This is a genomic window from Romboutsia sp. MSSM.1001216sp_RTP31141st1_G3_RTP31141_220114 (assembly GCF_039031195.1).
GTDB lineage: Bacteria > Bacillota > Clostridia > Peptostreptococcales > Peptostreptococcaceae > Romboutsia_C > Romboutsia_C hominis.
Genome location: NZ_JBCIUO010000001.1, coordinates 24,603 through 50,681, shown reverse-complemented (window position 1 = coordinate 50,681; position 26,079 = coordinate 24,603). Strand labels below are relative to the sequence as shown.

At 29.4% G+C, this 26,079-nt stretch carries 27 protein-coding genes and 1 tRNA gene; 1 reads left to right on the top strand and 27 read right to left on the bottom strand.

Translation table 11 applies throughout. From position 1 onward, the window contains the following. Window positions 1-61 precede the first annotated feature (61 nt). Both ABCP60_RS00275 and ABCP60_RS00270 read right to left on the bottom strand, forming a co-directional pair. Window positions 62-763: a TIGR03936 family radical SAM-associated protein gene (locus ABCP60_RS00275; protein WP_092927244.1), complete on the bottom strand. Its 702-nt coding sequence runs from the start codon at window positions 761-763 to the stop codon at window positions 62-64. Continuing rightward, a complete protein-coding gene (locus tag ABCP60_RS00270) occupies window positions 763-2,607 on the bottom strand; it encodes a TIGR03960 family B12-binding radical SAM protein (RefSeq protein ID WP_195580837.1) in 1,845 nt (614 codons plus the stop codon). Before ABCP60_RS00270 ends, ABCP60_RS00275 begins: the two co-directional genes overlap by 1 nt. Window positions 2,608-2,945: 338 nt before the next feature. Between ABCP60_RS00270 and ABCP60_RS00265 the strand changes: the two genes are divergently transcribed. After that, window positions 2,946-4,139 carry an FprA family A-type flavoprotein gene (locus ABCP60_RS00265; RefSeq protein WP_195580836.1) on the top strand — a complete coding sequence of 398 codons (1,194 nt, stop codon included), beginning with the start codon at window positions 2,946-2,948 and terminating at the stop codon, window positions 4,137-4,139. 115 nt (window positions 4,140-4,254) lie between these two features. On the opposite strand, the gene mgsA is transcribed toward ABCP60_RS00265, so the two are convergent. The 25 genes from mgsA to coaE all read right to left on the bottom strand — a co-directional run bounded on the left by mgsA (window position 4,255) and on the right by coaE (window position 26,075). Further along, on the bottom strand, window positions 4,255-4,668 hold the full coding sequence (gene mgsA, locus ABCP60_RS00260; protein ID WP_092927249.1) for a methylglyoxal synthase: 414 nt from the start codon (window positions 4,666-4,668) through the stop codon (window positions 4,255-4,257). A 29-nt stretch (window positions 4,669-4,697) separates the two neighbouring features. Then, window positions 4,698-5,816 (bottom strand): rod shape-determining protein RodA, encoded by a 1,119-nt coding sequence (gene rodA, locus ABCP60_RS00255; protein WP_092927251.1) that lies wholly within the window; start codon window positions 5,814-5,816, stop codon window positions 4,698-4,700. An 83-nt stretch (window positions 5,817-5,899) separates the two neighbouring features. Beyond that, the gene (minE, locus tag ABCP60_RS00250) at window positions 5,900-6,184 is read right to left on the bottom strand and encodes a cell division topological specificity factor MinE (RefSeq protein ID WP_092927253.1); all 285 of its coding nucleotides are present in this window, start codon (window positions 6,182-6,184) and stop codon (window positions 5,900-5,902) included. 19 nt (window positions 6,185-6,203) lie between these two features. After that, entirely contained in the window at window positions 6,204-7,001 is a 798-nt protein-coding gene (minD, locus tag ABCP60_RS00245; RefSeq protein ID WP_092927255.1) for a septum site-determining protein MinD, read from the bottom strand. A gap of 31 nt (window positions 7,002-7,032) precedes the next feature. After that, window positions 7,033-7,704, bottom strand: a complete 672-nt coding sequence (locus ABCP60_RS00240) for a septum site-determining protein MinC (protein WP_092927257.1) — start codon at window positions 7,702-7,704, stop codon at window positions 7,033-7,035. A gap of 59 nt (window positions 7,705-7,763) precedes the next feature. Continuing rightward, entirely contained in the window at window positions 7,764-10,766 is a 3,003-nt protein-coding gene (locus ABCP60_RS00235; protein WP_343101018.1) for a penicillin-binding transpeptidase domain-containing protein, read from the bottom strand. A gap of 11 nt (window positions 10,767-10,777) precedes the next feature. Further along, the gene (gene mreD, locus ABCP60_RS00230) at window positions 10,778-11,266 is read right to left on the bottom strand and encodes a rod shape-determining protein MreD (protein ID WP_343101017.1); all 489 of its coding nucleotides are present in this window, start codon (window positions 11,264-11,266) and stop codon (window positions 10,778-10,780) included. A gap of 14 nt (window positions 11,267-11,280) precedes the next feature. Next, entirely contained in the window at window positions 11,281-12,177 is an 897-nt protein-coding gene (gene mreC, locus ABCP60_RS00225; protein ID WP_343101428.1) for a rod shape-determining protein MreC, read from the bottom strand. A 10-nt stretch (window positions 12,178-12,187) separates the two neighbouring features. Next, complete coding sequence (locus ABCP60_RS00220) at window positions 12,188-13,264, bottom strand: rod shape-determining protein (protein ID WP_343101016.1); 1,077 nt, start codon at window positions 13,262-13,264, stop codon at window positions 12,188-12,190. A 29-nt stretch (window positions 13,265-13,293) separates the two neighbouring features. Beyond that, complete coding sequence (gene radC, locus ABCP60_RS00215; RefSeq protein ID WP_141664395.1) at window positions 13,294-13,953, bottom strand: DNA repair protein RadC; 660 nt, start codon at window positions 13,951-13,953, stop codon at window positions 13,294-13,296. Between the two features lie 44 nt (window positions 13,954-13,997). Continuing rightward, a complete protein-coding gene (locus ABCP60_RS00210; RefSeq protein WP_195236815.1) occupies window positions 13,998-14,582 on the bottom strand; it encodes a Maf family protein in 585 nt (194 codons plus the stop codon). A 197-nt stretch (window positions 14,583-14,779) separates the two neighbouring features. After that, a complete protein-coding gene (locus ABCP60_RS00205; RefSeq protein ID WP_343101015.1) occupies window positions 14,780-15,751 on the bottom strand; it encodes an RnfABCDGE type electron transport complex subunit B in 972 nt (323 codons plus the stop codon). 15 nt (window positions 15,752-15,766) lie between these two features. After that, window positions 15,767-16,342 (bottom strand): electron transport complex subunit RsxA, encoded by a 576-nt coding sequence (gene rsxA, locus ABCP60_RS00200; RefSeq protein WP_092927272.1) that lies wholly within the window; start codon window positions 16,340-16,342, stop codon window positions 15,767-15,769. A 12-nt stretch (window positions 16,343-16,354) separates the two neighbouring features. Continuing rightward, on the bottom strand, window positions 16,355-16,948 hold the full coding sequence (locus ABCP60_RS00195) for an electron transport complex subunit E (protein WP_092927274.1): 594 nt from the start codon (window positions 16,946-16,948) through the stop codon (window positions 16,355-16,357). A gap of 10 nt (window positions 16,949-16,958) precedes the next feature. Further along, window positions 16,959-17,537 (bottom strand): RnfABCDGE type electron transport complex subunit G, encoded by a 579-nt coding sequence (locus ABCP60_RS00190; protein WP_343101014.1) that lies wholly within the window; start codon window positions 17,535-17,537, stop codon window positions 16,959-16,961. Then, window positions 17,537-18,517 carry an RnfABCDGE type electron transport complex subunit D gene (locus ABCP60_RS00185; RefSeq protein WP_092927278.1) on the bottom strand — a complete coding sequence of 327 codons (981 nt, stop codon included), beginning with the start codon at window positions 18,515-18,517 and terminating at the stop codon, window positions 17,537-17,539. The genes ABCP60_RS00190 and ABCP60_RS00185 overlap by 1 nt, the downstream gene beginning before the upstream one ends. A 21-nt stretch (window positions 18,518-18,538) precedes the next feature. After that, the gene (gene rsxC / locus ABCP60_RS00180; protein WP_166504895.1) at window positions 18,539-19,876 is read right to left on the bottom strand and encodes an electron transport complex subunit RsxC; all 1,338 of its coding nucleotides are present in this window, start codon (window positions 19,874-19,876) and stop codon (window positions 18,539-18,541) included. Window positions 19,877-20,005: 129 nt separating this feature from the next. Then, window positions 20,006-20,938: a hypothetical protein gene (locus tag ABCP60_RS00175; RefSeq protein ID WP_092927282.1), complete on the bottom strand. Its 933-nt coding sequence runs from the start codon at window positions 20,936-20,938 to the stop codon at window positions 20,006-20,008. 105 nt (window positions 20,939-21,043) lie between these two features. Then, complete coding sequence (locus tag ABCP60_RS00170; protein WP_242871349.1) at window positions 21,044-21,808, bottom strand: endonuclease/exonuclease/phosphatase family protein; 765 nt, start codon at window positions 21,806-21,808, stop codon at window positions 21,044-21,046. A 79-nt stretch (window positions 21,809-21,887) separates the two neighbouring features. Beyond that, window positions 21,888-22,490 (bottom strand): hypothetical protein, encoded by a 603-nt coding sequence (locus ABCP60_RS00165; RefSeq protein ID WP_092927284.1) that lies wholly within the window; start codon window positions 22,488-22,490, stop codon window positions 21,888-21,890. Between the two features lie 340 nt (window positions 22,491-22,830). Next, window positions 22,831-23,043 carry a heavy-metal-associated domain-containing protein gene (locus ABCP60_RS00160; protein WP_343101013.1) on the bottom strand — a complete coding sequence of 71 codons (213 nt, stop codon included), beginning with the start codon at window positions 23,041-23,043 and terminating at the stop codon, window positions 22,831-22,833. Between the two features lie 146 nt (window positions 23,044-23,189). After that, window positions 23,190-23,276: transfer RNA gene (locus ABCP60_RS00155), tRNA-Leu, on the bottom strand. Window positions 23,277-23,339: 63 nt separating this feature from the next. Next, window positions 23,340-24,920, bottom strand: coding sequence for an ABC transporter substrate-binding protein (locus ABCP60_RS00150; RefSeq protein ID WP_343101012.1), 1,581 nt, complete (start codon window positions 24,918-24,920; stop codon window positions 23,340-23,342). Then, complete coding sequence (locus tag ABCP60_RS00145) at window positions 24,920-25,480, bottom strand: lytic transglycosylase domain-containing protein (RefSeq protein ID WP_092927290.1); 561 nt, start codon at window positions 25,478-25,480, stop codon at window positions 24,920-24,922. Before ABCP60_RS00145 ends, ABCP60_RS00150 begins: the two co-directional genes overlap by 1 nt. Next, window positions 25,473-26,075: a dephospho-CoA kinase gene (gene coaE / locus ABCP60_RS00140; protein WP_343101011.1), complete on the bottom strand. Its 603-nt coding sequence runs from the start codon at window positions 26,073-26,075 to the stop codon at window positions 25,473-25,475. The genes ABCP60_RS00145 and coaE overlap by 8 nt, the downstream gene beginning before the upstream one ends. Window positions 26,076-26,079 lie beyond the last annotated feature (4 nt).

Below are 26,079 nucleotides of genomic sequence, written 5' to 3'. Positions count from 1 at the left end.
CACTCCTAATAAATCAATAATCTTTTTAACTACTAAAAAAGGTGGATAAATCCACCTTTTTTTACATAGGACTTACTAATTGTCCATCTTTCACTACATATAAGTCTCTTCTTAATATATCTACATCTAATGGGTCCATTTCTAATTCTAACATTTCTAATATTTTTGGTATAAATATAGAAGTATTTAAGTTAGCCTTAGATCCTGTCGCTATTGTAGCTTCTAAAATTATTTTATTATCTTCTGCATCTAATAAATCAAATAATTTTATCATAGGTCTTATATCTGACTCTACTAACTTACCTTTTTTATTTCTCTTAGTTATCATTATTTCTTTTTGAGCCATAAAATCTAATATTTGATTTTTTATGAACTCTTTAGTTAATATTTTTTCTGTTTCTATAGTAAATACATATTCTCCATACTCTATAGTAGATGATAATGATGGAGTTTGTTTAGTTATTTCCTCAGCTTGTATAAATTTTATACCTTCTGGTAATTGTTCATTCATTCTAGATAAATACTCATCTACAGTTATATCACCTTCTATTTCAACGTCTACATACTCTCCTTGACTTTCTGTACCTAGAGCTAAAGCATTTCCGTAACTTATTTTTGGATGGGGATTGTATCCTTGAGAATGTGCTAAATCTATTTCAGCTCTTCTAAAGGCTCTTTGTAAAAGTTTTTGCAAATCAAGATGCGATATATATATCATATCTCCTTCTTTGTTAAATTTAGTTCTTATTATTTTGTTTTCCATTAACAAAGCCCCCTTCCTATTTCATGTGCATTTATTCCACAACCATTACATTTATGTCTACAATCTACTGTAACTGTGTCTTGTTTAGCTTTTTCATTTTCTCTAACTAAGAATTTCTTAGAAACTCCAACGTCTATATGGTCCCAAGGGAATACTTCTTCATATTCTCTCTCTCTATTAGCATAAAATGCTATTTCTAAGTTATTTTTAGCCATAGCTTCTTTCCAAGTATCTAAATTAAAGTGTTCTGACCAACCATCAAATTTAGCACCCATTTTGAAAGCATCATATATAACTTTACCTATTTTTCTATCTCCTCTAGCTACAACAGCTTCCATTAAACTAGTTTTTGAATCATGGTAGTTATATTTTATATTCCCATTTTTTAACTTTTTAACTAAATATCTTTGCTTTTCTATAACTGTTTCTGTTGTATCTTGTCCATGCCATTGGAATGGTGTAAATGGCTTAGGTACAAATGTAGATGTACTTACTGTAACACCAAATGCTCTTCTTAACTTTCCACCATTTACATCTCTATAAGTATCTATTACATCATAAGCAAGTTTTGCTATTCCATCTAAATCATCATAAGTTTCTGTTGGAAGACCTATCATGAAGTATAATTTAACACTATTCCATCCCATTTCAAATGCTTTTCTAGTTGCATTTTCTAAGTCTTGTTCACTTACACCTTTATTTATAACATCTCTTAATCTTTGTGTCCCTGCTTCTGGAGCAAATGTAAGTCCGGACTTTCTTACTTGTTGTATTTTTTCTGCTATTTCCATAGAGAAATTATCAAGTCTTAATGATGGTAGAGATATTCCTATATTTTTAGGAGTATATTCATCAACTAAATAATCAGTAAGCTCTGCTAATTCACTATAGTCACTAGTACTTAACGAAGATAATGATATTTCATCATATCCAGTGTTTTTAACTAGTTTTTCTAGTAATTCTTTTAATCTCGCTACACTTTTTTCTCTTATTGGTCTATATATCATACCTGCTTGGCAGAATCTACATCCTCTTGTACATCCTCTAAACAGTTCAAGTACTATTCTGTTATGAACAGTTTCTATAAAAGGAACTATTAATTTTTCTGGATATGGGACTTCTTCCATATTTTTTATTATTCTTTTTCTTGGTTTTTGAGGTACACCTTCTCTATTTGGTACTACTTCTTTAACAGTTCCGTCTTCATTGTATGAAACATCATAGAAGCTTGGTATATAAACCCCTTCTATTGTAGATATCTTTTGTAAAAAGTCTTCTCTAGTGGTTTTATTTTTTTTCCATTCTTTATAGGCATTTATAACTTCTGGGTTTACTTCTTCACCCTCACCTAATATTACTATGTCAACAAAATCAGCTAAAGGCTCTGGATTGTAAGCACATGGTCCACCTACTAATATAAATGGATCATCTAGCTTTCTTTCTTCTCTTAATAATGGTATATTAGCTAAATCTAACATATTCAATATATTAGTGTAAGAAAGTTCATATTGAAGCGTAAATGTAACAAAATCAAAATTTGTTATAGGTTCTCTTGATTCTAGAGCAAATAATGGTAAATTTTTTTCCCTCATCATCGCTTCCATATCTACAGCTGGAGCATATACCCTTTCGCAAAATACTTCTTCATCCTTATTTATAACATCATATAATATATGACTTCCTAAGTGACTCATTCCTACTTCATATAAGTCTGGGAAACAATGTGCATATCTTATTAAATTTTCATTTGTTGTATCTTTATGAATTGAATTTATTTCATTTCCAAGATATCTAGCAGGCTTTTCAACTTTTTTTAAAATTCTTTTTAAGTCTACTTTATTCATTTATGTTAAAACCTCCAAATAAGTTTATTGTTTATAAGCATAAATATTATTATACACGATATAACATTATCTATCAAAATATTATTAATTATTTTATATAGTTTTATATTTTAAAATTAGTAAATTAAAATATTGTGTCTATATTTTATAATTAATAAAAAAATCTAATTTATACCTTTTATAAAAAGTATTTTTTGTTACAATAATAGTAGTTATCAAATAAATAGCTGTTTAAAGTACATAAGTTATTTATTTTTTACATTTAATTTAAAATTAAATTGTTTTAATGTAATTTATATGGGTATAATCTTTATATAATGTTTTTAGGAGGATTTATAATGAGTAATGTATTTGAAGTAAAAAAAGATATTTACTTTACAGGTGTTGTAGATAAAGATTTAAAAGTATTTGATATTATAATGGAAACAGAATTTGGTACTACTTATAACTGTTATGTTATAAAAGATGAAAAAACTGTATTATTCGATACTGTAAAACCAAACTTTAAGGACGAGTTTTTAAAAAATGTATCAGAAGTTACTGATATAAAAGACATAGATTATGTAGTTATACATCATACAGAACCAGATCATGCTGGTTGCTTAAAATATATATTAGATATAAACCCTGATGTGGAAGTTTACTGTACAGCTGTTGCTAAAACTTACTTAGCTGAACAAGTAAATAGACCTTTTAAGTGCCACGTTATAAAAGATGGAGAAACTTTAAACATAGGTAAGAGAAATCTTAAGTTCATAACAGCTCCATTCTTACATTGGGCTGATACAATGTTTACTTATGTTGAAGAAGATAAAACTTTATTCACTTGTGATGCTTTCGGATGTCACTTTGCAAGTGTAGATCCTAATGCTGTAGAAAGTGAAGATTACTTAAAATCAGCTAAGCACTACTATGATTGTATAGTTAAACCATTCGCTAAGCATGTTTTAAGTGCTATAAATAAAGTTGTTGAACTTAAAATAGACTTTGATACAATATTAACTTCTCATGGTCCTATGCTTACTAAGGATCCAATGGCAGCAGTTAAGAGATATTTAGATTGGTCAACTGAAGTTGTTAATACTACAAACCAAAATCAAGTTGCAATATTCTACTTATCAGCTTACACTAATACTTTAGAAATGGCTAAAAACATAGAAAAAGGATTAGTTGAAGAAGGTGCTGAAGTTAAACTTTATGATTTAGAAGAACTTGATTTAAAAGAAATGCATGATGCAGTAGTTATGTCTAAAGTAATATTATTAGGTTCTCCAACTATAAACAGAACTATGGTTAAACCTATGTGGGATTTATTCTCTACTATAGACCCTATGGCTAACCAAGGAAAAATAGCTGGTGTATTTGGTTCTTACGGATGGAGTGGAGAAGGTATAACTATGGCTGAAAACTTATTAAAGGCTATGGCTTTCAAAATGCCAGTTCCTACTATGAAAAAGAAATTCTTCCCTTCAGAAGAAACTTGTCAAGAATGTGTTAACTACGGTAAAGAATTTGCTAAATTAGTTAAATAATAATATATTAAAGTACCTCATATATGAGGTACTTTTTTAGTTACTTACAAAAATTAATAAACTTCTTCATATTAAAAGAGTATAAAAATAAGCACCTAATATTAGGTGCTTATTTTTATACTCTTTGACTTTTAGTTTTTCTAACTTCTCTCCAAGAAAGCTCTCCCCTATCTAAAGCTTTTATAAAAATCTCTGCTGATGCTAAATTTGTAGCTACTGGTACATGATATACATCACACAATCTAATTAAGGCTTGTATATCCGGCTCATGAGCTTGAGATGTAAGAGGATCTCTTAGAAAGATCACTAAATCTATATCTTGAGAAACTACTAATGATCCTATTTGCTGATCTCCTCCTAAAGGTCCTGAAGCTAACCTAGTTATTTTAATATCTGTAGCATCCATTATTATTTTTCCAGTTGTTCCAGTTGCATACACCTTATACTTTTTAAGAATTTCTTCATATCCTATACAAAATCCTACCATTGTATTTTTCATTTCATCATGTGCTATTAATGCTATATTCATATTCCCTCCCGTTTATATTTTGACTTTATCTAAAAGTTAATTTTCTTTCTTCTCATACATACATTTAGTACCAGTCCTAAGTTTGCTAAAGATGTTAAAAGTGAACTTCCTCCATAACTTATGAATGGTAATGTTACCCCTGTAACCGGTATTAAAGCTACTGTCATACCAATATTTTGTATTATCTGGTATGCAAACATACTCATAACCCCAACTACAATTAAGGTTCCATAAAAATCTTTTGCTTCTTTTGCTATAATAAGCATTCGTATCAAGAATATTGCATATAAAACTAAAACAGCTATCATACCTATAGCTCCTAGTTCTTCTCCTATGACTGCAAATATGAAGTCACTTTCCTGAACAGGTAAGAAATCCTCCTGGCTTTGTGTACCACCGTATAGTCCTTTACCTGTTACTCCTCCTGACCCTATAGCTATCATTGACTGCATAACCTGATAATTACCCTTTTTAGTTGGATCATCAGGATGTAAGAAAGCATCTATTCTTTCCTTTTGATGCGGCGCCATTACCATATACATAAGTGGTGCTGCTACTAAAACACCTATTATAACTCTTTTTATCAGTTTCATATCAAGCCCTGCTGTAAACAACATTCCACCTATTATACAACTAAATACTATAGCTGTACCTAAGTCTGGCTGAGCAAATAATAATCCTATAAAAGGAACTGCATACATCACAACAGGTATTATCTCCTTTAAATTATTAAGTTTACCTTTTTTTGATTCTACTATCTTTGCATAGCTTAATATAAATGTAAACTTAACTATTTCTGAAGTTTGAAAATCTAAAGGACCTAAATTTAACCAAGATCTAGCTCCTCCTCTTGACGCACCAATTACTGGTATCAATACTATAGCCAGTAAAATTAAACTAACTATATATAAAGCCTTATAGTACTTTCCTAAAAAATTATAGTCTATTAATAATATTCCAATGACCATAACCATACCTAGGCCAAAACCTAATCCTTGTTTGTATATCTGTCCATAATTTCCTGTCATATGGGCATGAGTTGCACTACTTAATACAACTAATCCAAATCCAAATATTGCTAAAACAGTAGCTATTAGCTTCCAGTCTAGTTGTTTTATTAACTTAACGGTTGACTTATATTCAATCACATTTTCACCAACTTCCTAATGTCTTTTGTCTTATATTTAGTATATTAAAATATGGGGGACTTAACAATCCCCCATTTAGTCTATTATATATTTCTATCCTTTAAATTCTTTAGTGGTATATTAGCGATTAATGCAGATACTGGCATATCATCATCTTCTCCTCTGGTTTTAGACATTTTAATTTCCAGTCCATCTTCTTCTATTTCAGCATAATTCGCTATTACTTTAAGTATATCTGTCTTTATAAGCTCTAAAAACTTTGGAGAACAATCCGCTCTATCATGCACTAAAACTAACTTTAATCTTTCTTTTGCTACTGATTTACTAGTTTTAGATTCATTTGAAAAAACTTTAAATAAGTCTAACATGAATATACTCCCCCCTTTGCTACTTAGCCATACCAAACATCTTCTTTATTTTGCTAAAAAATCCACTTTCTGCTTCTATTTCTAGTATAGGTACATCATTACCTAATATTCTTTGTGTTATATTTTTGTAAGCTTGTCCTGCTAATGATTTTGAATCAAGTATTGCAGGTTCACCTTTATTTGTAGATACAATTATACTTTCATCATCTGGAACTAATCCTAATAGCTTTATAGCCAATATTTCTATTATGTCCTGCTTGTCCATCATGTCTCCACGTCTTACCATATCGTGTCTTATTCTATTTATCACTAATTCTATAGTTTTTATCTCATTGGCTTCTAATAATCCTATTATTCTATCTGCATCTCTTACTGCAGAAACTTCCGGATTAGTTACTACTATCGCTCTGTCTGCTCCTGCTATGGCGTTTTTAAATCCTTGTTCTATACCGGCAGGGCAATCTATTAATACATAATCAAATGTTTCTCTAAGTTTTTGGCATAAATCATGCATTTGCTCAACAGATACTGCATTTTTATCTCTTGTTTGAGCTGCTGGAAGTAAATATAAATTTTCAAATCTTTTATCTTTGATTAAAGCTTGTTTTAATCTACATGTTCCCTCTACAACATCAACAATATCATAAACAATTCTATTTTCAAGTCCCATTACTACATCTAAATTTCTAAGACCAATATCTGCGTCTACTATAACTACTTTTTTATTTTCCAAACTTAAAGCAGTTCCTAAGTTTGCTGCGGTAGTAGTCTTTCCTACTCCGCCTTTACCAGACGTTATGACAATAACTTCACTCATGTTACTACCCCCTATGGATTAATACTTATTTTTAAACTTTATTTGAATAGTTTTCTATGACTATAGTTCCATCGCTTACAAAAGCTATTTCTGGATTAATTGTTTTTCCTTCAAAAAACTCATCTTCTGGAGCTTCAGCTATATTATTTGCTATTTGTAATATTCTAGCATCTAGGTGGTTAGCTACTACATAAGCACTTTCATTTCCATCTGAACCTGCATGGACAAACCCCTTAACACTTCCCATTATTATAACATTTCCATTAGCTACTATTCTTGCACCTGGATCTACATTTCCCATAACTACTACATTTGACTTTGAGCTTACTTGTGATCCTGATTTCATATCATTCATAACTACTACATCTCCATCAAACTCTATGTTTTCACCAGATCTTAGATTATTGACATATTTTGTTTTAAATTCATACTTTTCTTTTTTATACTCATCATCAATAAATTCAACATCAAACCTTGATGATATGTGTTCTTTTATCTCTAAAATTTGTATATCACTTAAACAATCGCAATTAATCTCACATATTTTAGCTCCATTAAAAAATCCTACTGATGACTCTAGCCTGTTTATTATACTTTGTTTTATTTCTTCAAAAGAGGCTTCTTTCTTTATATTTACAATTATCCCTCTTTTGCTACCCTTGAACTCCACAAGTTCTCTGGTACTAAACTCTTTAAAAGACATAACAACCTCCAGAGTAATGTATCATTTTTATATATTCTTCAAAAAATATTTTTTTCCTCTTATTTTTTCATCTGAGAAGCAAAATTTATATCATCATTATTCGATTTATTACTACTTTCTTCTTTCTTAGCAGTACCTTTATTAGCTGCTAAATAATCATCTGTCAATCCAAGATATGTTCCTATTAACTCTCTTACAGGTAACATTGCATAAGTACTTGAATCACCTTGAGGTATCATACATACAACTGCTATCTCTGGATCATCTGCTGGTGCAAACCCTACACTCCATGCAAAGGAACCATAATTTGGTTTATATTCATCTATATCTTCATCTGTTATTTTAGGGTTTAATTGTTTTATAGCTTTTCTTAAGTATGCAGCGTTTATTTTATCATCATTTTTATCTAATTTAACGCTTACACCTTCTTTTAATTCTTCTTTTATTTCTTTCTTTCTTTCTTCAGTTATATCTTTAGATTTTAGTTCTTCTTTTAATTCTTTTTCTCTTTCCTCTGATAACTCTTGCTCTCTTCCCTTTTTAAGAGTTTCTGCAAGACTTAGCGCTTGATCTAAAGCCACTCCATAAGATCCCATATGGCTTTTTAAATAATCAACCTCATTTTCTGTAGGTATCTTACCACTTTTTTCAGCTGTTCCTGTTTTTGCTGCTACACTAACAGGGAAGTTCTTAAATAAACTCTTAACAGAACTTGAAGTCGTAACTCTCTTCATACCTTCAGTTATATGCTTTAGATTTTCACTATTTTTAAATGGTATCTTTTCTTTTTTATTTTCATCAATATCAACAGATTTATAATCACTAGGTACAACTCTATTTATAACTGATAAATCAACTAAATCTCCACCATTTGCTATAGCTGCAGTGTACCTTGCCATTTGAGCTGGCGTATATTGATTCTCACCTTGTCCTATAGATAAGTTAAATGTATCTGCTATACTCCATTTAGCAAACTTTAGGTGATTAAATACTATTTCATCAGCTAAAGGCTCTATATCTTTTTCTTTTACATTTAATTTAGCAAGCCTTTCCATAGCCTCACCTCTAGTGACTGTAGTTGGCTCATCTGCCCAACTAACAATTTCATCTATTCTTTTTTCATACTCAGCTTCATTCTTTTCCTTAGTTATATCAGTAAACTTATTTTTCATTTCTTTCTCTAAAAATGTTCTAAGTAAAGCTTTAGCTGATTTTAATTTAGTTTCTATACTTGGTACACTACCCTTTTTTTCATCTATTTCGTCATTAAGACCTGTATAATCATCTAATCCAAATAATTTAGCATATTTAAGAGTATCATTTGGACCTATTTTTACATTAGGGTCTTTCCCACCTACTCTATTTTCACCACTACCTATTGTGTAGAAATAGATATTACATGATTCTTGTATAGCTTTGTATAAATTTGTTGCTCCATGATTACTACCTCTTGACTTATTCCATATATAATCGGCAAAAGATTTTTTCCCAAGAAATATAACTCCTGGATCATTTATTGTGTAATTTGGATTCATTCCATTATCTATAGCTGCCATACCTGTAACCATCTTAAATGTAGAACCTGGTTGGAATACCCCTTGAGTAGCTAAATTTACTTGAGCATTAGGTGCTAGTACATCATTTTTATTTTTAGGTTGTAATTTTTCATAGTCTTCATAAGATATACCATTTACAAATTTATTAGGATCGTAATCTGGATAACTAGCCATAGCTAATACATCCCCAGTTTTTACATCTATAGCTACTACAGCTCCTGATTTTGCACGTGGTGCAGCTTGCGAAAAACTTTTATTTCCAAAAGGACTTTTGAAAGTTCCTGCTGTTCTAGCTACATCTATAGTTCTCTTTAGTACATCTTGAGCAACTTCTTGTAGGTCTTTATCTATACTTAGATATACAGTGTCTCCTGATTGCGGTTCTTGTACATCTAATTCTTTTGTTACTCTACCTAGTGCATCTACTTGAACTTTTTTATGCCCATCGACACCTTTAAGCTTCTCTTCATAACTCTTTTCAACACCAGTTATACCTACTATGTCTCCCTTTGAGTACTTTTTACCTTCTTTTTCAGGATTTAGATATTTCTCTTCTTGGTTATATGGAATTTTACCCATATTACCTATTATATGAGAAGCTAAATTTGCTTCTGGGTAATATCTAACTGGCTCTACTACTACAGATACCCCTGGAAGTTCCATTCCTTTTTCTTCAATTTGAGATATTGTATTTTGATTTATATCTTTTGCAATAGTAACTGGATTATATCTAGAATAACCTTGAGATTTTATAAGGTCTCTAACTATAAGTATTTTTCTAGCATCCGTATTACTTAGCTTAGGGTCTATCTCATAGTATTTTCTAATATCTCTAAATGCATTTTTAGCGCTAATATTAGGATTTTTTATTTTATAACTTTCTAACCAGTCTTTTTTGTTCTTTTCTTCAGTAAACATCCATTTACTTACAAGTATAGGAGGATATTCTCCATTTTCATTAAGCTTTTTTTGTAACTTCCTAGGGTCTAAATTTCTATCTTCTTTCGTAAGTACACCTTCACTAATTAGCTTATCTACAATAAAGTAGAAACTTTCTTTAGCATTTAATTCTTTTGGTATACCTTCTTCTTCTTTGTATTTATCTATTTTATCATCAAACGTATAATAGAATTTACCATTTTTAAAGTATATAGGAAATTCATCTATATATTGTTCTTTATTAGACTCTAAAAGATTAATTATGTCTAATGATATTTCATTAGCCATAGGCTTACCATCTGTGCCTTTTTTACTTATACCATCTGCAGATACTTGTACAGTAAATAAATTTTTATTTCCTGCAATTAGACGTCCATATCTATCTCTTATCTCTCCCCTTGGAGCTTTTATAGGTAATTCCTTATATGTCTTATTTTCAGCTAATTCTTTATAATGGTCATGTCTAAAAATAGTCATATATAATATTTTAAAGGAAATAACTATAAATACACATATAATAATTCTCTTTATTATCAATAATCTATCTATCTTTTTGTTTTTCTCCATTAAATCACCAACTAATCTTCTTTTAGTTTTAATATAGATTTTTTAGATATTTTGTATAAAATAATACTTAACAGGCTATTTAAAGTAGGCATTATTAAAATTCCTACAATCAGTAACTTAACTATTCCATAGCTATTATAAACCAAGATAGTGGTTGCTATATTTACAATAGAATCAACTAGTGTAGTTAAAAAAACTAGCGCAAATATAGTTATACTACTTTCCTTGTATATTTTATCTTTTAAATGGCTTATTGTGTAAGAAGTTAAAAATAATATTAAACCATTAACTCCAAATATTCCACCTACGGCTATATCTTTAGTTAAACCTACTATAGCGCCTATTATACCTGCTTCTAATTCATCTAAATACAGAGATATAATCGTCATATATATTATTACTATATTAAAGCTCACGCTAAATATATTTATATAGTTAGTAATACTACCTTCTACTATAACTAACAAAATACCTAAAAGACAAAGTAAAACTCTTTTCATATCTATAGTCTCCTTTATCTTATATTTCTAGGTTCAATGATTTTTACATCATCTATATTTTTAAAATCAGCATAAGGTTTAACAACTACAGATTTCATAGATTTATTCTTGTCATCTATAACTTTATCAACTTCACCTATAGGTATACCTTCTGGATATAACCCAAGCCCTGATGTTACAATTACATCTCCTGGAATTACATCATAATTACTATCAAACATATATCCATATAAATAGCCTTTATTTTTGTAGTTTTCCTTATTATCTAAAGTAGAGTTTTGAGTTAATACGCCTTTAAATTTAGAGTCTTTTAATAGTCTAAAACTTACTGATGATTTACTATCAAGCAATGAAACTGCTTTGCTATAGTTTTTAGAAACTTCATATACCATACCAACTAAGCCATTACCATTTACTACTAAACTATCCTTTTTAACTCCGTCTGCACTACCAGCACTTAGTACAAAACTTTCATACCAGTTACCATCATTTTTTGAGACAACACTAGCTGCTATAGACTTAGCTTCATACTTTTCGTCTATAAAGTTTAATGATTTTTTTAAACTTTCTAGTGACTCTACTTCATCTAGTTTTTTATTCAATTCAGCTATTTCTAATTTTAACTCATTCTTTTCTTTTTCTAGCTTATCTATTTTATTAGCATTTTTCTTATAATTAATTAGATCACCAAGGCCATCACCTAGGAATTTAAAACCTTTATTAAATGTCGATTCTACACCAGATACAGCATCTAAAATAGGTCCAGGACCTATTGGATTTCTACCTGAAAATTTACCTATTGATATTCCTATAATTCCAATTAAAGTGATAGCAACAGTTCCTGTTGCTATCACTTTAACGTTGATCTTTTTCTTCCCTTTTTTATTGTTATCAAATCTCAAAGATATCACCAACTTTTAATTACTTTCTTGCATTCATCATTAATACTTTTTCAAATATTTCTTGGTCTTCTACTGATTTACCAGTACCTAAAGCAACACAATCTAGTGGGCTTTCTGCTATTGTAACAGGCATACCTGTTTCTTGTTTAACTAACTTATCAAGACCTCTAAGTAATGCTCCCCCTCCAGTTAACATTATTCCGTTTTCCATTATGTCTGATGCTAATTCTGGTGGTGTCTTTTCTAAAGTTGATTTTATCGCATCTACTATTGAGTTTATAGGCTCTTTTAAAGCATCTCTAACTTCTGCTGATCCTATTTCTATTGTTTTAGGAAGACCTGATATTAAGTCTCTACCTCTTATTTGCATATTAGTTTCTTGATCACCTTTAAATGTTGATCCTATGCTTATTTTAACATCTTCAGCTGTTCTTTCACCTATAGCTAAGTTATATTCTTTTTTAACATATGCTACTATAGACTCATCAAACTCGTCCCCACCAATTCTTATTGACTTAGCAGTAACTATACCTCCTAAAGATATAACAGCTATTTCAGTAGTACCTCCACCGATATCTACAACCATATTTCCTTCTGGCTCTTCAACTCTAAGACCAGCTCCTATAGCAGCTGCCATAGGTTCTTCTATTAAGTATGCATCCCTTGCTCCTGCTTGTCTTGCAGCTTCTTCTATAGCTCTTTTTTCTACTTCTGTAACGCCATAAGGTACACATATTGCTATTCTAGGACTTACTACACCCTTTTTAGCTGCTGCTTTTTGTATAAAGTAACTAAGCATTGCTGATGTAACATCAAAATCAGCTATAACCCCATCTTTCATAGGTCTTATAGCTATTATATTACCTGGTGTTCTACCTATCATCTTTTTAGCTTCTTCTCCAACTGCTAAAACTTCCTTGCTATCATCTCTTATAGCAACAACAGATGGTTCTCTTACTACTATACCTTGTCCTTTTATATAAACTAAAGTATTTGCTGTACCTAAATCTATACCCATATCCTTTGTCATCTTTTTAAATCCAAACATCGACATTAACCCTTTTTTCTCTTTTTTTTCTTTTTTTTCCTTAGACATACTTAATTCTCCTTCCTTACTATATCCAATTAGATTATCATACTCTCTTTAAAGCTAAAATATAATCCGTCACCTATGATTATATGATCTATTACTTCTATTCCTATTAGTTCTCCGCACTTAATAAGTCTTGATGTAATGTTTTTATCTTCATTTGATGGCTCGACAGAACCAGATGGATGATTGTGCATTAGAATTATCTTATTTGTACTTCGTTTTATAGCCTCTCTAAATACATCTCTTGGATGTACTAAAGAAGAATTTAAAGTACCTTTTGATACTTCTACATCTGATATTATTTCATTTTTCGTATTTAAAAGAACCACCTTAAAAACCTCTTGCTTTTCATATCTTAAAATATCCATATAATACTTGTATATATCCCAAGGGTTTTTTACCTTATATCGACTAGGCTTAAAACTAGCGATTCTAGACCCTAGTTCTAGCGCTGCCTTTATTTGCGTTGCTTTAGATAGTCCTACTCCATCTATTTCACATAACTCTTCTATGGTCATATCCTTTAGGTATCTTATACCTTGAGTGTCTTTATTTATGATATAATTAGCTAATTCAATAGCATTTTTTGATTTAGTGCCTGTTCGGATAATAATTGCTAACAACTCTGAATTAGATAAGCATTTTTCTCCTTTAACAAGCATCTTTTCTCTAGGTCTTTCTTCTAATGTCATATTCTTTAAAGTCATTTTAACATCAAAAGAGTCCTTCAGTTATATCATCCTCCATAAAAAAAGTTTATATCAAAGTGCGTTTTGACTAAATCACTTAACTTTGATATAGGTAATCCAACTATATTGAAGTAATCACCTTGTATCTCCTCAATTAGTAATGATCCATACCCTTGAATTCCATATGCTCCAGCTTTATCTAATGACTCACCAGTATTAATATAATCATTTATATCATCTTCTGATAAGTCCTTAAATTTAACTTTACTAACTACATAATCGATTATTTTTTTATTTGCACTTAAATTAATTAAACTAATACCTGTTATTACTTCATGAGTATTTCCAGATAATAACTTAATAGTATTTCTAGCATCTTCTTTGTCCTTTGGTTTCCCTAATATTGTGTTATTAAACACAACAATTGTATCTGCTCCTATAACCAAAGACTCCTGATTAGATTTTGCTACATCCATACTTTTCTCAAATGCAAGTCTCATTACCACTTGAGGTGGTAACTCATCCTCTAATATAACCTCATCTATATCACTTTTAACTATATCAAATTTTACGTTGATATTTTCTAGAATTTCTTTCCTTCTAGGAGATGCTGATGCTAAGATTATATTCATTTTATCACCTCATTTGGTACTTAGAATTGTACTTATTTAGTCTATCATTATATTGTAAAAAATTCAACACAAATGTCGAACGATTTTTGTAACATAATTGTTATATTTCAATGAGTAGATTTTATTTATTTATAAATTTATTATAATTCCATAAAAAATAAAGGTATGGAAAAAACCATACCTTTATCTTATCCATATTATATAGTTTTAATAGCCTTTTTAGGACATTTTTCTAAGCATAAATGACATCCAACGCATTTTTCCTTATCAACTTTATGCTTACCTTTTAATTCACCTTCTATGGCGTCAAACTTGCATTGCTTTTTACAAATAGTACAACCTATACATAAGCTTTCTTCTATCATAACTTTTTTTCTATTTTCTAAGCTACCTTGTATAACTTTGGTTGGACATTTTTCAACACATACCATACACCCTACACATTTATCATAGTTTACTTTAGCAATTTTATTTTCAAATTCTATTGCATCAAATTTACATGCCTTAGCACAAATTCCACATCCTATACATCCAGCACTACATTTTTCCTTAACTTCTTTTCCAAAATCTTTACTGTTACATTCAACTACAATTTCTTGTTTTGCTGGCTTTTTCGATATTATTCCCTTTGGACAAACTTCAATACATTTTCCACACATTACACATTTTTCTTCATCTATTACTGCTAATCCATCTATTATAGATATAGCACCAAATTTACAATAATCTTTACATGTTCCAAGACCTAAACATCCATATTTGCATAATTTAGCTCCAGAGTTCAATGTAGCTGCTGATCTGCAGTCATAAATACCTTCATATGTATATTTATCTTTTGCTACATCACATCTTCCTTTACATATAACCTTTGCTACTTCTTTCTCACCTTCTTGAGATGATATTCCCATTATTTCTCCTATTTTTAAAGAACAATCAGAACCTCCAACAGGACATCCATTTATAGGGGCATTTCCTTCTACTATTGCATTTGCTAATCCCCCACATCCTGGAAATCCACATCCTCCACAATTAGCTCCTGGAAGTATACTTAATATTTTTTCAACTCTTTCATCTACCTCAACATAAAACTTTTTAGAAGCATATGCAAGTATTGCTCCAAATATAAGTCCCATACCTCCTAAAACAAAAATCGAATTAAGTATAGACATATTATCCCCCCTATTTTATAACTTTATTAATCCAGCAAATCCTAAAAAAGCAATAGACATTAAACTTGCTGATATAAGTGTTATAGGGAACCCTTTAAAACTTTCTGGTATATCTGCTAGTTCTAATCTCTCTCTTATTCCCGCAAATAATACTATAGCTAATGTAAATCCTATACCTGCACCAAATCCGTTAACTATAGTTTCAATTAAGTTATACCCCTCATTTACATTCACTAAAGCTATACCTAAAACTGCACAGTTAGTTGTTATTAATGGTAAAAATACACCTAACGCTTGATATAAGGCTGGACTCATTTTTTGTATTACCATCTCAACAAATTGAACTATAGATGCTATGACTAGTATAAACGCTATAGTTTGTAAAAATTCATTATTAGTTATAACCAATAGTTCTTGTATAAAGTATGTTATTATTGATGCTAATGTTAAAACAAAAGTAACTGCTGCTCCCATACCTAATGCAGTATCAACTTTTTTAGAAACTCCTAAGAATGGACATATACCTAAAAACTGACTTGTTATAACGTTATTAACAAGAACTACACTTAAAAATATAAGTACTAAATTCATTTAATCCACCCCCTATGCTTTTTTACTTCTTATTTTATTAAATCCTGCTAAAAGAAAACCTAATGTTAAAAAGGCTCCAGGAGGAAGTATAAATAGCAATATAGGTTCAAATGAAGCTCCAAATATACTCATTCCAAATATACTTCCATTTCCAAGTATTTCTCTTATAGTTCCTAAAACTGTTAATGCTAAACTAAACCCAAGTCCCATACCTAATCCATCTACAGCTGATTCAACAGAACCATTTTTAGATGCAAAACTTTCTGCACGTGCTAATATTAAACAGTTTACAACTATTAAAGGTATAAAAAGCCCTAGTGCTTTATCAAGTGAAGGCACATATGCCTTTAAAAGCATACCAACTATTGTAACAAACGTTGCTATTACTACTATAAATGCTGGTATTCTTATTTTATCTGGCACTATCTTTCTAATTAATGAAACAACTATATTTGAACAAATCAAAACTGCTGTTGTAGATAATCCCATACCTAATCCGTTTATAGCTGATGTTGTAACAGCTAATGTTGGACACATACCTATTACTTGGACAAAGGCTGGGTTTTCATCTATTAAACCATTTTTGAATATTTTACCTAATCTCATATTCTTCCCCCTATTTATTCAAGCTTTCATTAAATACTTTTATTGCTGCATTAACTCCCCTAGTTACAGCTTCAGATGTTATTGTAGCCCCTGAAATCGCAGCTATTTGATTATCACTTGTTGCACTACCTTTTACTACACTAAGTTCTTTGGCTTCTTTTTCACTAAATTGCCCTTTAAAATTAGGTTCATTTGCTTTCGTTCCAAGCCCTGGAGTTTCAGCCATATTTCCAATATTTACTCCTGTTATTTTTCCATCTTTTGATATCCCTACTATAACTTCCATAACCCCACCATATCCGCTAGGTAAAGTTTTTATAGTATATCCAACAGCATCACTTCCACTAATACCTTCATATACTTCTGATACTATCCCCTCTTCTAATCCATCGATATTTTCTATTACCTTTTTATCTAATTGCTTAAATTCTGTTGCGTCTTCAAGCACTAATTGTCTTAATTCATTGTTTGCTTGTATATTTCTATCTTCAATAATTGGCGCTGTTATTTGATTTATAAACCCAAGTGCTAAAGCTGCTACTGCACATATTGTAAATAATATGGCTCCTAGCCTTAATATATTTTTCATTATTTAGCCACCTCCCCAAATACTCTACCTTTCATGTATTTGTCTATAAGTGGAGTAGCTACATTGGCTAATAATATAGAATATGAAACTCCTTCTGGGTATCCACCATACATTCTTATAACTATAGTTATAACTCCTGCTAAAATAGCATAAACAATTTGACCTGCTTTGGACATAGGTGATGTTGTGTAATCTGTAAGCATAAAAAATGCACCTAACATAAGTCCACCTGCCGCTAATTGATATATAGCAAAGTTTATGTCAAATCCTCCTAGTATAAATGCTAATATAAAAACTGTTCCTATGTAAAATACTGGAATTATGTAATTTATTATTCCCTTATAGATTAGATAAAGCCCACCTAGTACTATGAATATAGATGATGTTTCCCCTATACATCCTCCTATATTACCTATTACCATATCTGTTAGGCTAATTCCATTTGATGTTAATTCTGATATGCCTATTGCTCCACTTTTTAGAAAACTTAATGGAGTCGCTGTTGTATATGCATCTATATTTCCCGAACTTACCCAGTTAACTCCAGGTATCGTCCAAGCTGTCATAGCCACTGGAAATGATGCTAGTAAAAATGCCCTTGCACCTAATGCTGGGTTTAAAAAGTTATTTCCTATTCCACCAAAAACCATTTTAACCACTATTATAGCAAATGCTGAACCTAATATGCACATCCACCACGGAAGAGATGCTGGCACATTAAATGCTAATAATATTCCTGTAACTACTGCTGAAAAATCTCCTATAGTAACATCTTGTTTAGTTAATTTTTGATATAAAAATTCACATCCTACTGCTCCTACTGTACAGAAGAAAATTACATTTAATGCACTTAATCTGTAAAGAAACACTGCTGATGCCATAGCAGGTAGTAAAGCTATTATAACTTGTTTCATTATGTAAGACGTATCTTGGTTACTTCTCACATGCGGAGAAGACGATACAATCAATTTATTATTCATTTAAATTCCCCCTAGACCCAATTATTTTTTAGCTGATTCTTTTCTTCTATTTGAAATAATTTCTCTTTTTGCATTTCTTACTGATTGAAGTAGTGGTCTTCTTGCTGGACAAACAAATGAACAAGATCCACACTCTATACAGTCTAAAGCTCTATAACGTTCTGCACTTTCAAAATCATTTTTTAAAGAATAAGCACTTATATATAACGGTTGTAAAAATGCTGGACATACTGTTAGACATTTACCACATCTTAGGCAGTTTTGTGGTTTTGGTGTTTTAGACTCTTCATCGTCTAAACATAATATACCTGATGTTCCCTTATTTGTAGGTATGTCTATTGTATACTGCGCTAGTCCCATCATTGGGCCACCCATTATTACCTTACCAACTATCTTATCTTCTTTAAAGCCTCCACATTGGTCTATTATCTCTGATACTAGTGTTCCAACTTTTGTAACTAAATTTTTTGGTTCATTTATACAACTACCTGTAACAGTAGTAATTCTTTCTATTAATGGCATTCCTGTTTTTATAGTTTTAGCAATTTGTGCTGCTGTTCCCACATTATTTACTACTGCCCCTGCATCCATAGGTAGCCCACCGGATGGAACTTCCCTTTTAGTACATGCATATATAAGTTGTTTTTCTGCCCCTTGTGGATACTTAACTTCTAGACCTACAACTTCAATATCATCATATTTTTGAGCTTCTTTTTCTATTGCAGAAATTGCATCAGGTTTATTTACTTCAATTCCTATATATCCCTTTGATACATTTAAAGATTTCATAAGTACTTTTAATCCATAAACTACATCTTCTGGATTTTCAAGCATTAGCCTATGATCTGCTGTTAGATATGGTTCACACTCAGCTCCATTTAATATAACAGTATCAATTTTCTTATCTGGTGGTGGTGATAGCTTTACATGAGTTGGAAAAGTAGCTCCTCCCATACCAACTATTCCAGCCTCCTTTATTATTGATACAATTTCTTCTTTACTTAAATCTTCTAAATTCCCTTTAGGTTTTATGCTTTCGTGTATTTGTTCCTTAAAATCGTTTTCTATAACAATACATGTGCCTCTTCCACCAGCTAATTCATGTTCTTTTATAGCTATTACTTTACCAGATACAGAAGAATGTACGTTACAAGAAACAAATCCTTGTTGCTCACCTATTTTTTGACCAACTTTTACTAAATCCCCAACCTTAACTATCTCTTTAGCAGGTGCACCAATATGCTGTTGAAGTGGTATATAAACTACCTTTGGTGACTTAGCTATTTCAATAGCTTTTTTCTCTGAGTACTCTTTTTTATATGGAGGATGTATTCCTCCTTTGAAAGTTAAGAGTTTCATTCCTTTACCCCCTTACTTATGTATTTAAACATTCCTATCCCTTAGTATAAGTATACTATATATCATATTAAAACTTAACTATTGTTAAAACTTTATCAACTTAAAAAGACTGTTAATAAAACAGTCCTTTTAAGCCTTACTTATTGATGTTATAAATGTAAAATATCCCTGCATTGATGATAAATATAAGCTTTTTGCCATACTATATTCTCCTTTTTCTATAGATTCAACAGAGATATTTATTTTTTCATCCAAACCATCAACATACTTAATTAAATTCTCTTTAAATAAATCAGCTGGTTTATAATCAATTTTATCGGCCTCTTTTTTCATATTAGCCACTATATTTTTTCTATCTGTTAATATTTTTTTATATTCTTTTACATCAATATTTTCATTACTTTTATCCCAAAATTCTGATTCTAACTTAAAATTAGATACCAATTCATTTAAAAAATTTGATAATTCACCTAAATATGAGTACTTACTTGTATACTTCATAGATAATACTGGTACTTTAAGTTCTGATATAAATGCATCATCAAAAACTTTTTTAACACTATCTATATTATTTTTTAATGAATCTTTGCTAAATGATGAATACGTCTGTACTTTTTTTGTTCCATCAACTTCTATAACAGAAAAAGGTAAATTATTTTCATTCAATTTAGCTTCTATTTTATTCATTTCATTTTCATTATCTATTGATGCCACTTGAATAGTATATAAACTCCAAGAATCTGCTATAGCTACTTTAACATCTCCTTCTACTTTTTCACTAGCTTCTTTTACAACTTTTTTTTCAACTTCTTCTTTGTTATTTTCTTCAGAAACTTCTTTTATTCCAAAGTCTTCAAATCCTTTAAACTTGTCCTCTTTAATATTTATACTTTTAAAAGATGCAATCTTTTCATCCATAATTTTTACAATATCACTATTTTTTAATTTAATAGCTCCAAATGTTCCTATTGATATAACAGGAATCATAATTAAAATTAATCTTAACGTTTTTTTCTTTCGTCTTTTATTAAAACCTCTATATATAGTTTTTCTTTTATTCATTAGTTTGTCCCCCCTAAAACTATTATTACTAATATATATTTTAGGGTTGTACAGATTATGATTAATTTTTGGCTTTAATATAGAAAATAACTATTTTGTATTAATTTATATCCTTATCTTAGCTATTATAGGGTAATGATCTGACATACTCTTTATTAACACATCATAGTCTAATATTTCAATATTATTAGATACAAATATATAATCTATTCTATCAAGCCCCGTTGCAAAGGTTAATATGTTTGACTTTTCTAATTCTATAGCTACATCTCTTAAAATATTTTTATCGACACCTATATTGCCTTGATTAAAATCACCAACAACTATATATGGCTCTTTATTTAATGTATTTATAAATTCTATAAGTTCATTGAGCTGCCTCTCTCTTTCTTCATTCCCAAGTCCAAGATGTACGTTTATAATATTTAACTTACTTCCTTTTACATTTACTACTGTATGAAGCATCCCCCGTTGTTCTCTTTTGCTACTTAAATATATATGATTTTCATATTTTATAGGATATTTAGAGTATGTAACCAACCCATAATTAGATCCAAGTTTTGTTACATTTGCACCAAAATGAGAATACATTTTTAACTCTTCTTTAAAACTACTTACTTGAAATCCAGCCTTAGCAGATTCATTTACTTCTTGAAGACAAATAATATCTGCGTTACATACTCTTAAAAAATCTATAATATCAAATAATGTAGGAAACATATTTTTATCTAGCCCACTATGTATATTGTAACTAACTACTTTTAATTCTTTTTTAGGTGGAAGATAAACTATTTCTATAACTACACTTATAGCTATACATATAAATACACATGCAAGACTTATTATCTTTCTGATTTTTATACATATCAACTCCTATCATAGTTTTATTTTATATTATATGCCTTTTTATAAAATTAAAGACGTCTCAAAGACGTCTTTAATTTTATATTTATTTTTTATTTAACTTTTCTTTCATAATATAATTTATAACCTTTCTTCTTATATCCTCCGCATTATCTTCATCATCAACACTTATTTCTAGCAATTTAGCTATAGACTTCATATCATTTCTAGCTTTTGATTTATAACTTTCAATTAAGTCTTCTTTTATTCTTTCAGGCTCTAAAATATATTCTCTATCTCCTCTTTGATATGAAAAATATCTTTTGGAATACTCACTTCTATTTGAATAAATATGGCTAGCTATTCTTCTTAATATACTATTGTAAGAGTTTTTTGTTGTGGCATTTATACCTAAGTATCTAGCAAACTTAATTAATTCTTTTTTGGATTTAAACAAATCTTCTGATTTTATAGACTTTACAATTAAGGATATATTTTTCTCATTAGATCCATTTTTCAATATATTTAAATATACATTGTTACAAGACATACCACTCGATGCTTTTTTTATATTTTCATTTATTATTTTATCTATATTTCCTTCAAGGTATTTTTTTATACCTCTCTGAGATGCATTTCCTTCTAAATCTTTTTGAGTCATTTCAAGTACAATTTTTTTTAAATCATCTCTATATCCTCTTTCATCCACGACACTCCCCCCTTAATTATTTATATTATATTCAAAAGTTTTTTTAATTGTGAATTTTGCTATTGGATTTCTAATTATATGAATGATTTTTTATATTGTTTATGTATATATTATTGATATAAGGACATAATATTAATGTAAAATCAAACATACTCAATCTCCCCCATTTAGACTTCTATTATTTCCCCCAATAGAAGTCTTTTTTTATTTCAAAAATCTTATATAAAAATTTCACTTCGCCCATGTCGCAAATAACTTTGTACATTGCTCAAAATATTATTTTTTACATTATATACAAAAAAATATGCACAACTGTAAGTTAACAGTTGTGCATATTTTTTTATTCAATTCCAACTAATTCATAACCTATATCTTCTATAACAGATTTTAATTCATCTTTACTTACTGAATCATCCATTTCTGCTATAGCATATTTACCTTCTAGATTAACTTCTATTACATTTACACCTTGTATATCTTCACTTAATGCTGTTTTTAAATGATTAACACAATGTCCACAGCTCATTCCATCTATAAGTAATTTTTTTCTCATAGTAATTACCTCCTTATATACCCTATAAGGGTATTTTATCATACTTTTTATAACTTGTGTCTATATTTTTCTCAAAAAAATTAATAATATTTAATTCCAATATAAATCCTTGTATAAAAAAAGTAGACATAATGTCTACTTTCTAATGGTGCGGAAAGCGGGACTTGAACCCGCACGAGCATAAGCTCGCTACCCCCTCAAGATAGTGCGTCTGCCTATTCCGCCATTTCCGCATATCCTTTATATTATAAAGGATATGACTTTTGCTTTTTTAAGTCAATTATTTTTTTATTAATTTACTTATTTTTTATAGTTAAATTTGTTATACCCTCATAAACGTCAAAATCATTTGGTTGTATTTTACCTTCTATTCTACTATTTGTAACCATATAATCATTTCTTATAACTAAACTTATCATAGGCACATTGTTATTTACATATTTTTGTATAGAATCATATATGTCTTTAACTTGGCTTTCGCTAGTTGCTCTTGTTAAAGAAGCCATATAGTCATTAAGTTTTTCATCTTTATAATCTAAACTTTTTATTATAGGAGTTGCATCAGGTATAAATGATAGCTCCCATCCAACTAGTGCTAAGTCATATTTTTTCCCAGAAATAGCTTTTTCAAGATCTTCACCTTCTAGTTCATCCACCTCAGATTTTATTCCTATAGCTTTTAGATTTTCTGAAATAATATGTGCAGACTTTACCCTATCTGTATTATTCTTATTTACAACTATTTTTAAGTTTATCTGTGAATTACTCTTTGTATTACTTTTGTTTTCTTTTTGATCTTTTGAGTTACTCTTATCACCATCAAACTTAACTTTACTTAAATATTCTTTAGCTTTTTCTTTATTATAATTAATAGATTTTATATCTTTGTTGTAATATTTTGAACTTGTATTAAGTGGGAAATTAACAATATTAGCATCCCCCATATAAGCCTCTTCTAATATTTTTTTCTTATCTATTGAATATGCTATAGCTTTTCTTAAGTTAGAGTCTAATAATATTGGATTATCGTAATTAAAGATTATATTCTCATAATCTCGTCCTTCATATTTAGTAATATTAAATTCAGTTTCATGAAATTTACTTAAATCATTTAAAGATACCTTGGCTATATCACTATCTAACGCCATAACCATAGCAACTTGTGCCTCTTGATCTGGAACTATACCTACTCTTATATCTTTGGCTGTACTTGGTATTTCTTTATAATAATCTTCATTTTTAGTTAAGAACATTCCGTCTCGTTCTTCATATTTTTCTATTTTGTAAGGTCCATTTCCTATTAAATTATTCTTATTATTAGTTATATCTTTTTTAGATAAAGAAGATAAATTATTTTTAGATAATATAGGGAATATAAGTGTCTCTATAGAAAATGAATAATTTTCATTTAAGCTTATATTGAATTCTTTATCATTTATTATATGCACTGATTTTATATTTTTCACTAATTCACTATAAGGATTTTCTTCACTTTTTTTTATAAAATCTACTGTAAACTTAACATCACTAGATGTAACTGGGCTTTTATCATGCCATTTTGCATCTTTTAGTTTTATATTTATTTCCTTACCACCATTTTCAATTGAGTACTCTTTTACTAGTTGCGGTACTACATTGTAATTTTCGTCTATTGTAAATAAGCTATCATATATTAGATTCATTACATACCCAACAGACTTGTCTTTGTTTAATATAGGATTTATAGTCTCGGGCTTTACCATAGTTAAATTTATATAATCTGAATTTATATCACCCTTACCACTTTCTTTTTTATCTTCAGTTTCAATTTTAGAACTACATCCTACTACAATCATTGCTATAACTAGGATTATAGATAAAACCTTAGTTTTTTTCATTAGTTTTTTCCTTCCTTGCCATATATACTATTATAGTTTTTATAATTATTTTTGACTTTATCTAAATAGTTAGATGTTTCTGTAAATGGTATATTGTGAAGCATTTTACCATCCTTGCTATACTCATTATTTCCAAGCCATTTATTAACGTTACCTGAACCACCATTGTATGCTGCTACAACTAAATCCAAGTTTCCAAATTCTTTATATAGCTTATTTAAATACCAACATCCTATTTTTATGTTAGTTTCAGGATCAAATATATCTATATTATTTTCTAGATTAAGCTCATCTATAGCCCAATTTCTAGTTATATCACTTATTTGCATTAATCCTTTCGCTCCCTTATTAGATATGGCATCCTTTTTAAATTTACTTTCAGCCTTCATAATACTATAGACTAAATTTTCTTCTATATTAAATTCTTTTGAGTATCTTTCTACATAATCTGAATACTTTTTAGGGTATAAGATTTTATGTATTGTTTTAGTTTCTATTAAAAAACCAGTTAATATAATCAATGAGATAGATAATATTATAAGTATCTTTTTATTATTCACACCAATTCTCCTTTATATATTCAATGAGTTGGTTAGCTTTTATCTCTAATTCTTCAAATGAATAGGAATTATCTATTGTATAGTCTGCATATTTGATTTTTTCTTCTTGACTCATTTGAGACATTATGCGACTTAAAGCTTCATCTTTTGTACAATTATCCCTTTTTTGTATTCTTTCTATCTGTATATCTTGATTACATGTTACAACTAGTAATTTATCTACTACATCTAAATATCCACCTTCAATTAATAATGCTCCATCAATTAAAATAATATCGTTATGTTTTAACCTATATTCTTCAATTTTACTAATTATCTTCTCATAAATTTTAGGATGGGTTAAATTATTTAATTCTATAAGTTTTTCTTCATTGTTGAAAACTATATTACCAAGTGCCTTTCTATCTAAAGTCCCATCTTCTCTTTTTATATACATTCCAAATTTATCGAATACTTCTTCAAGAAGCAAATTATCTTCAAATATATTCCTTGAAGTTATATCTGCATCTATTACTTCTATGTTTTTACTCTTAAATATGTTAGATAGGCTACTTTTTCCACAGCCTATATTCCCTGTAAGTCCTAATATTAGCATATAC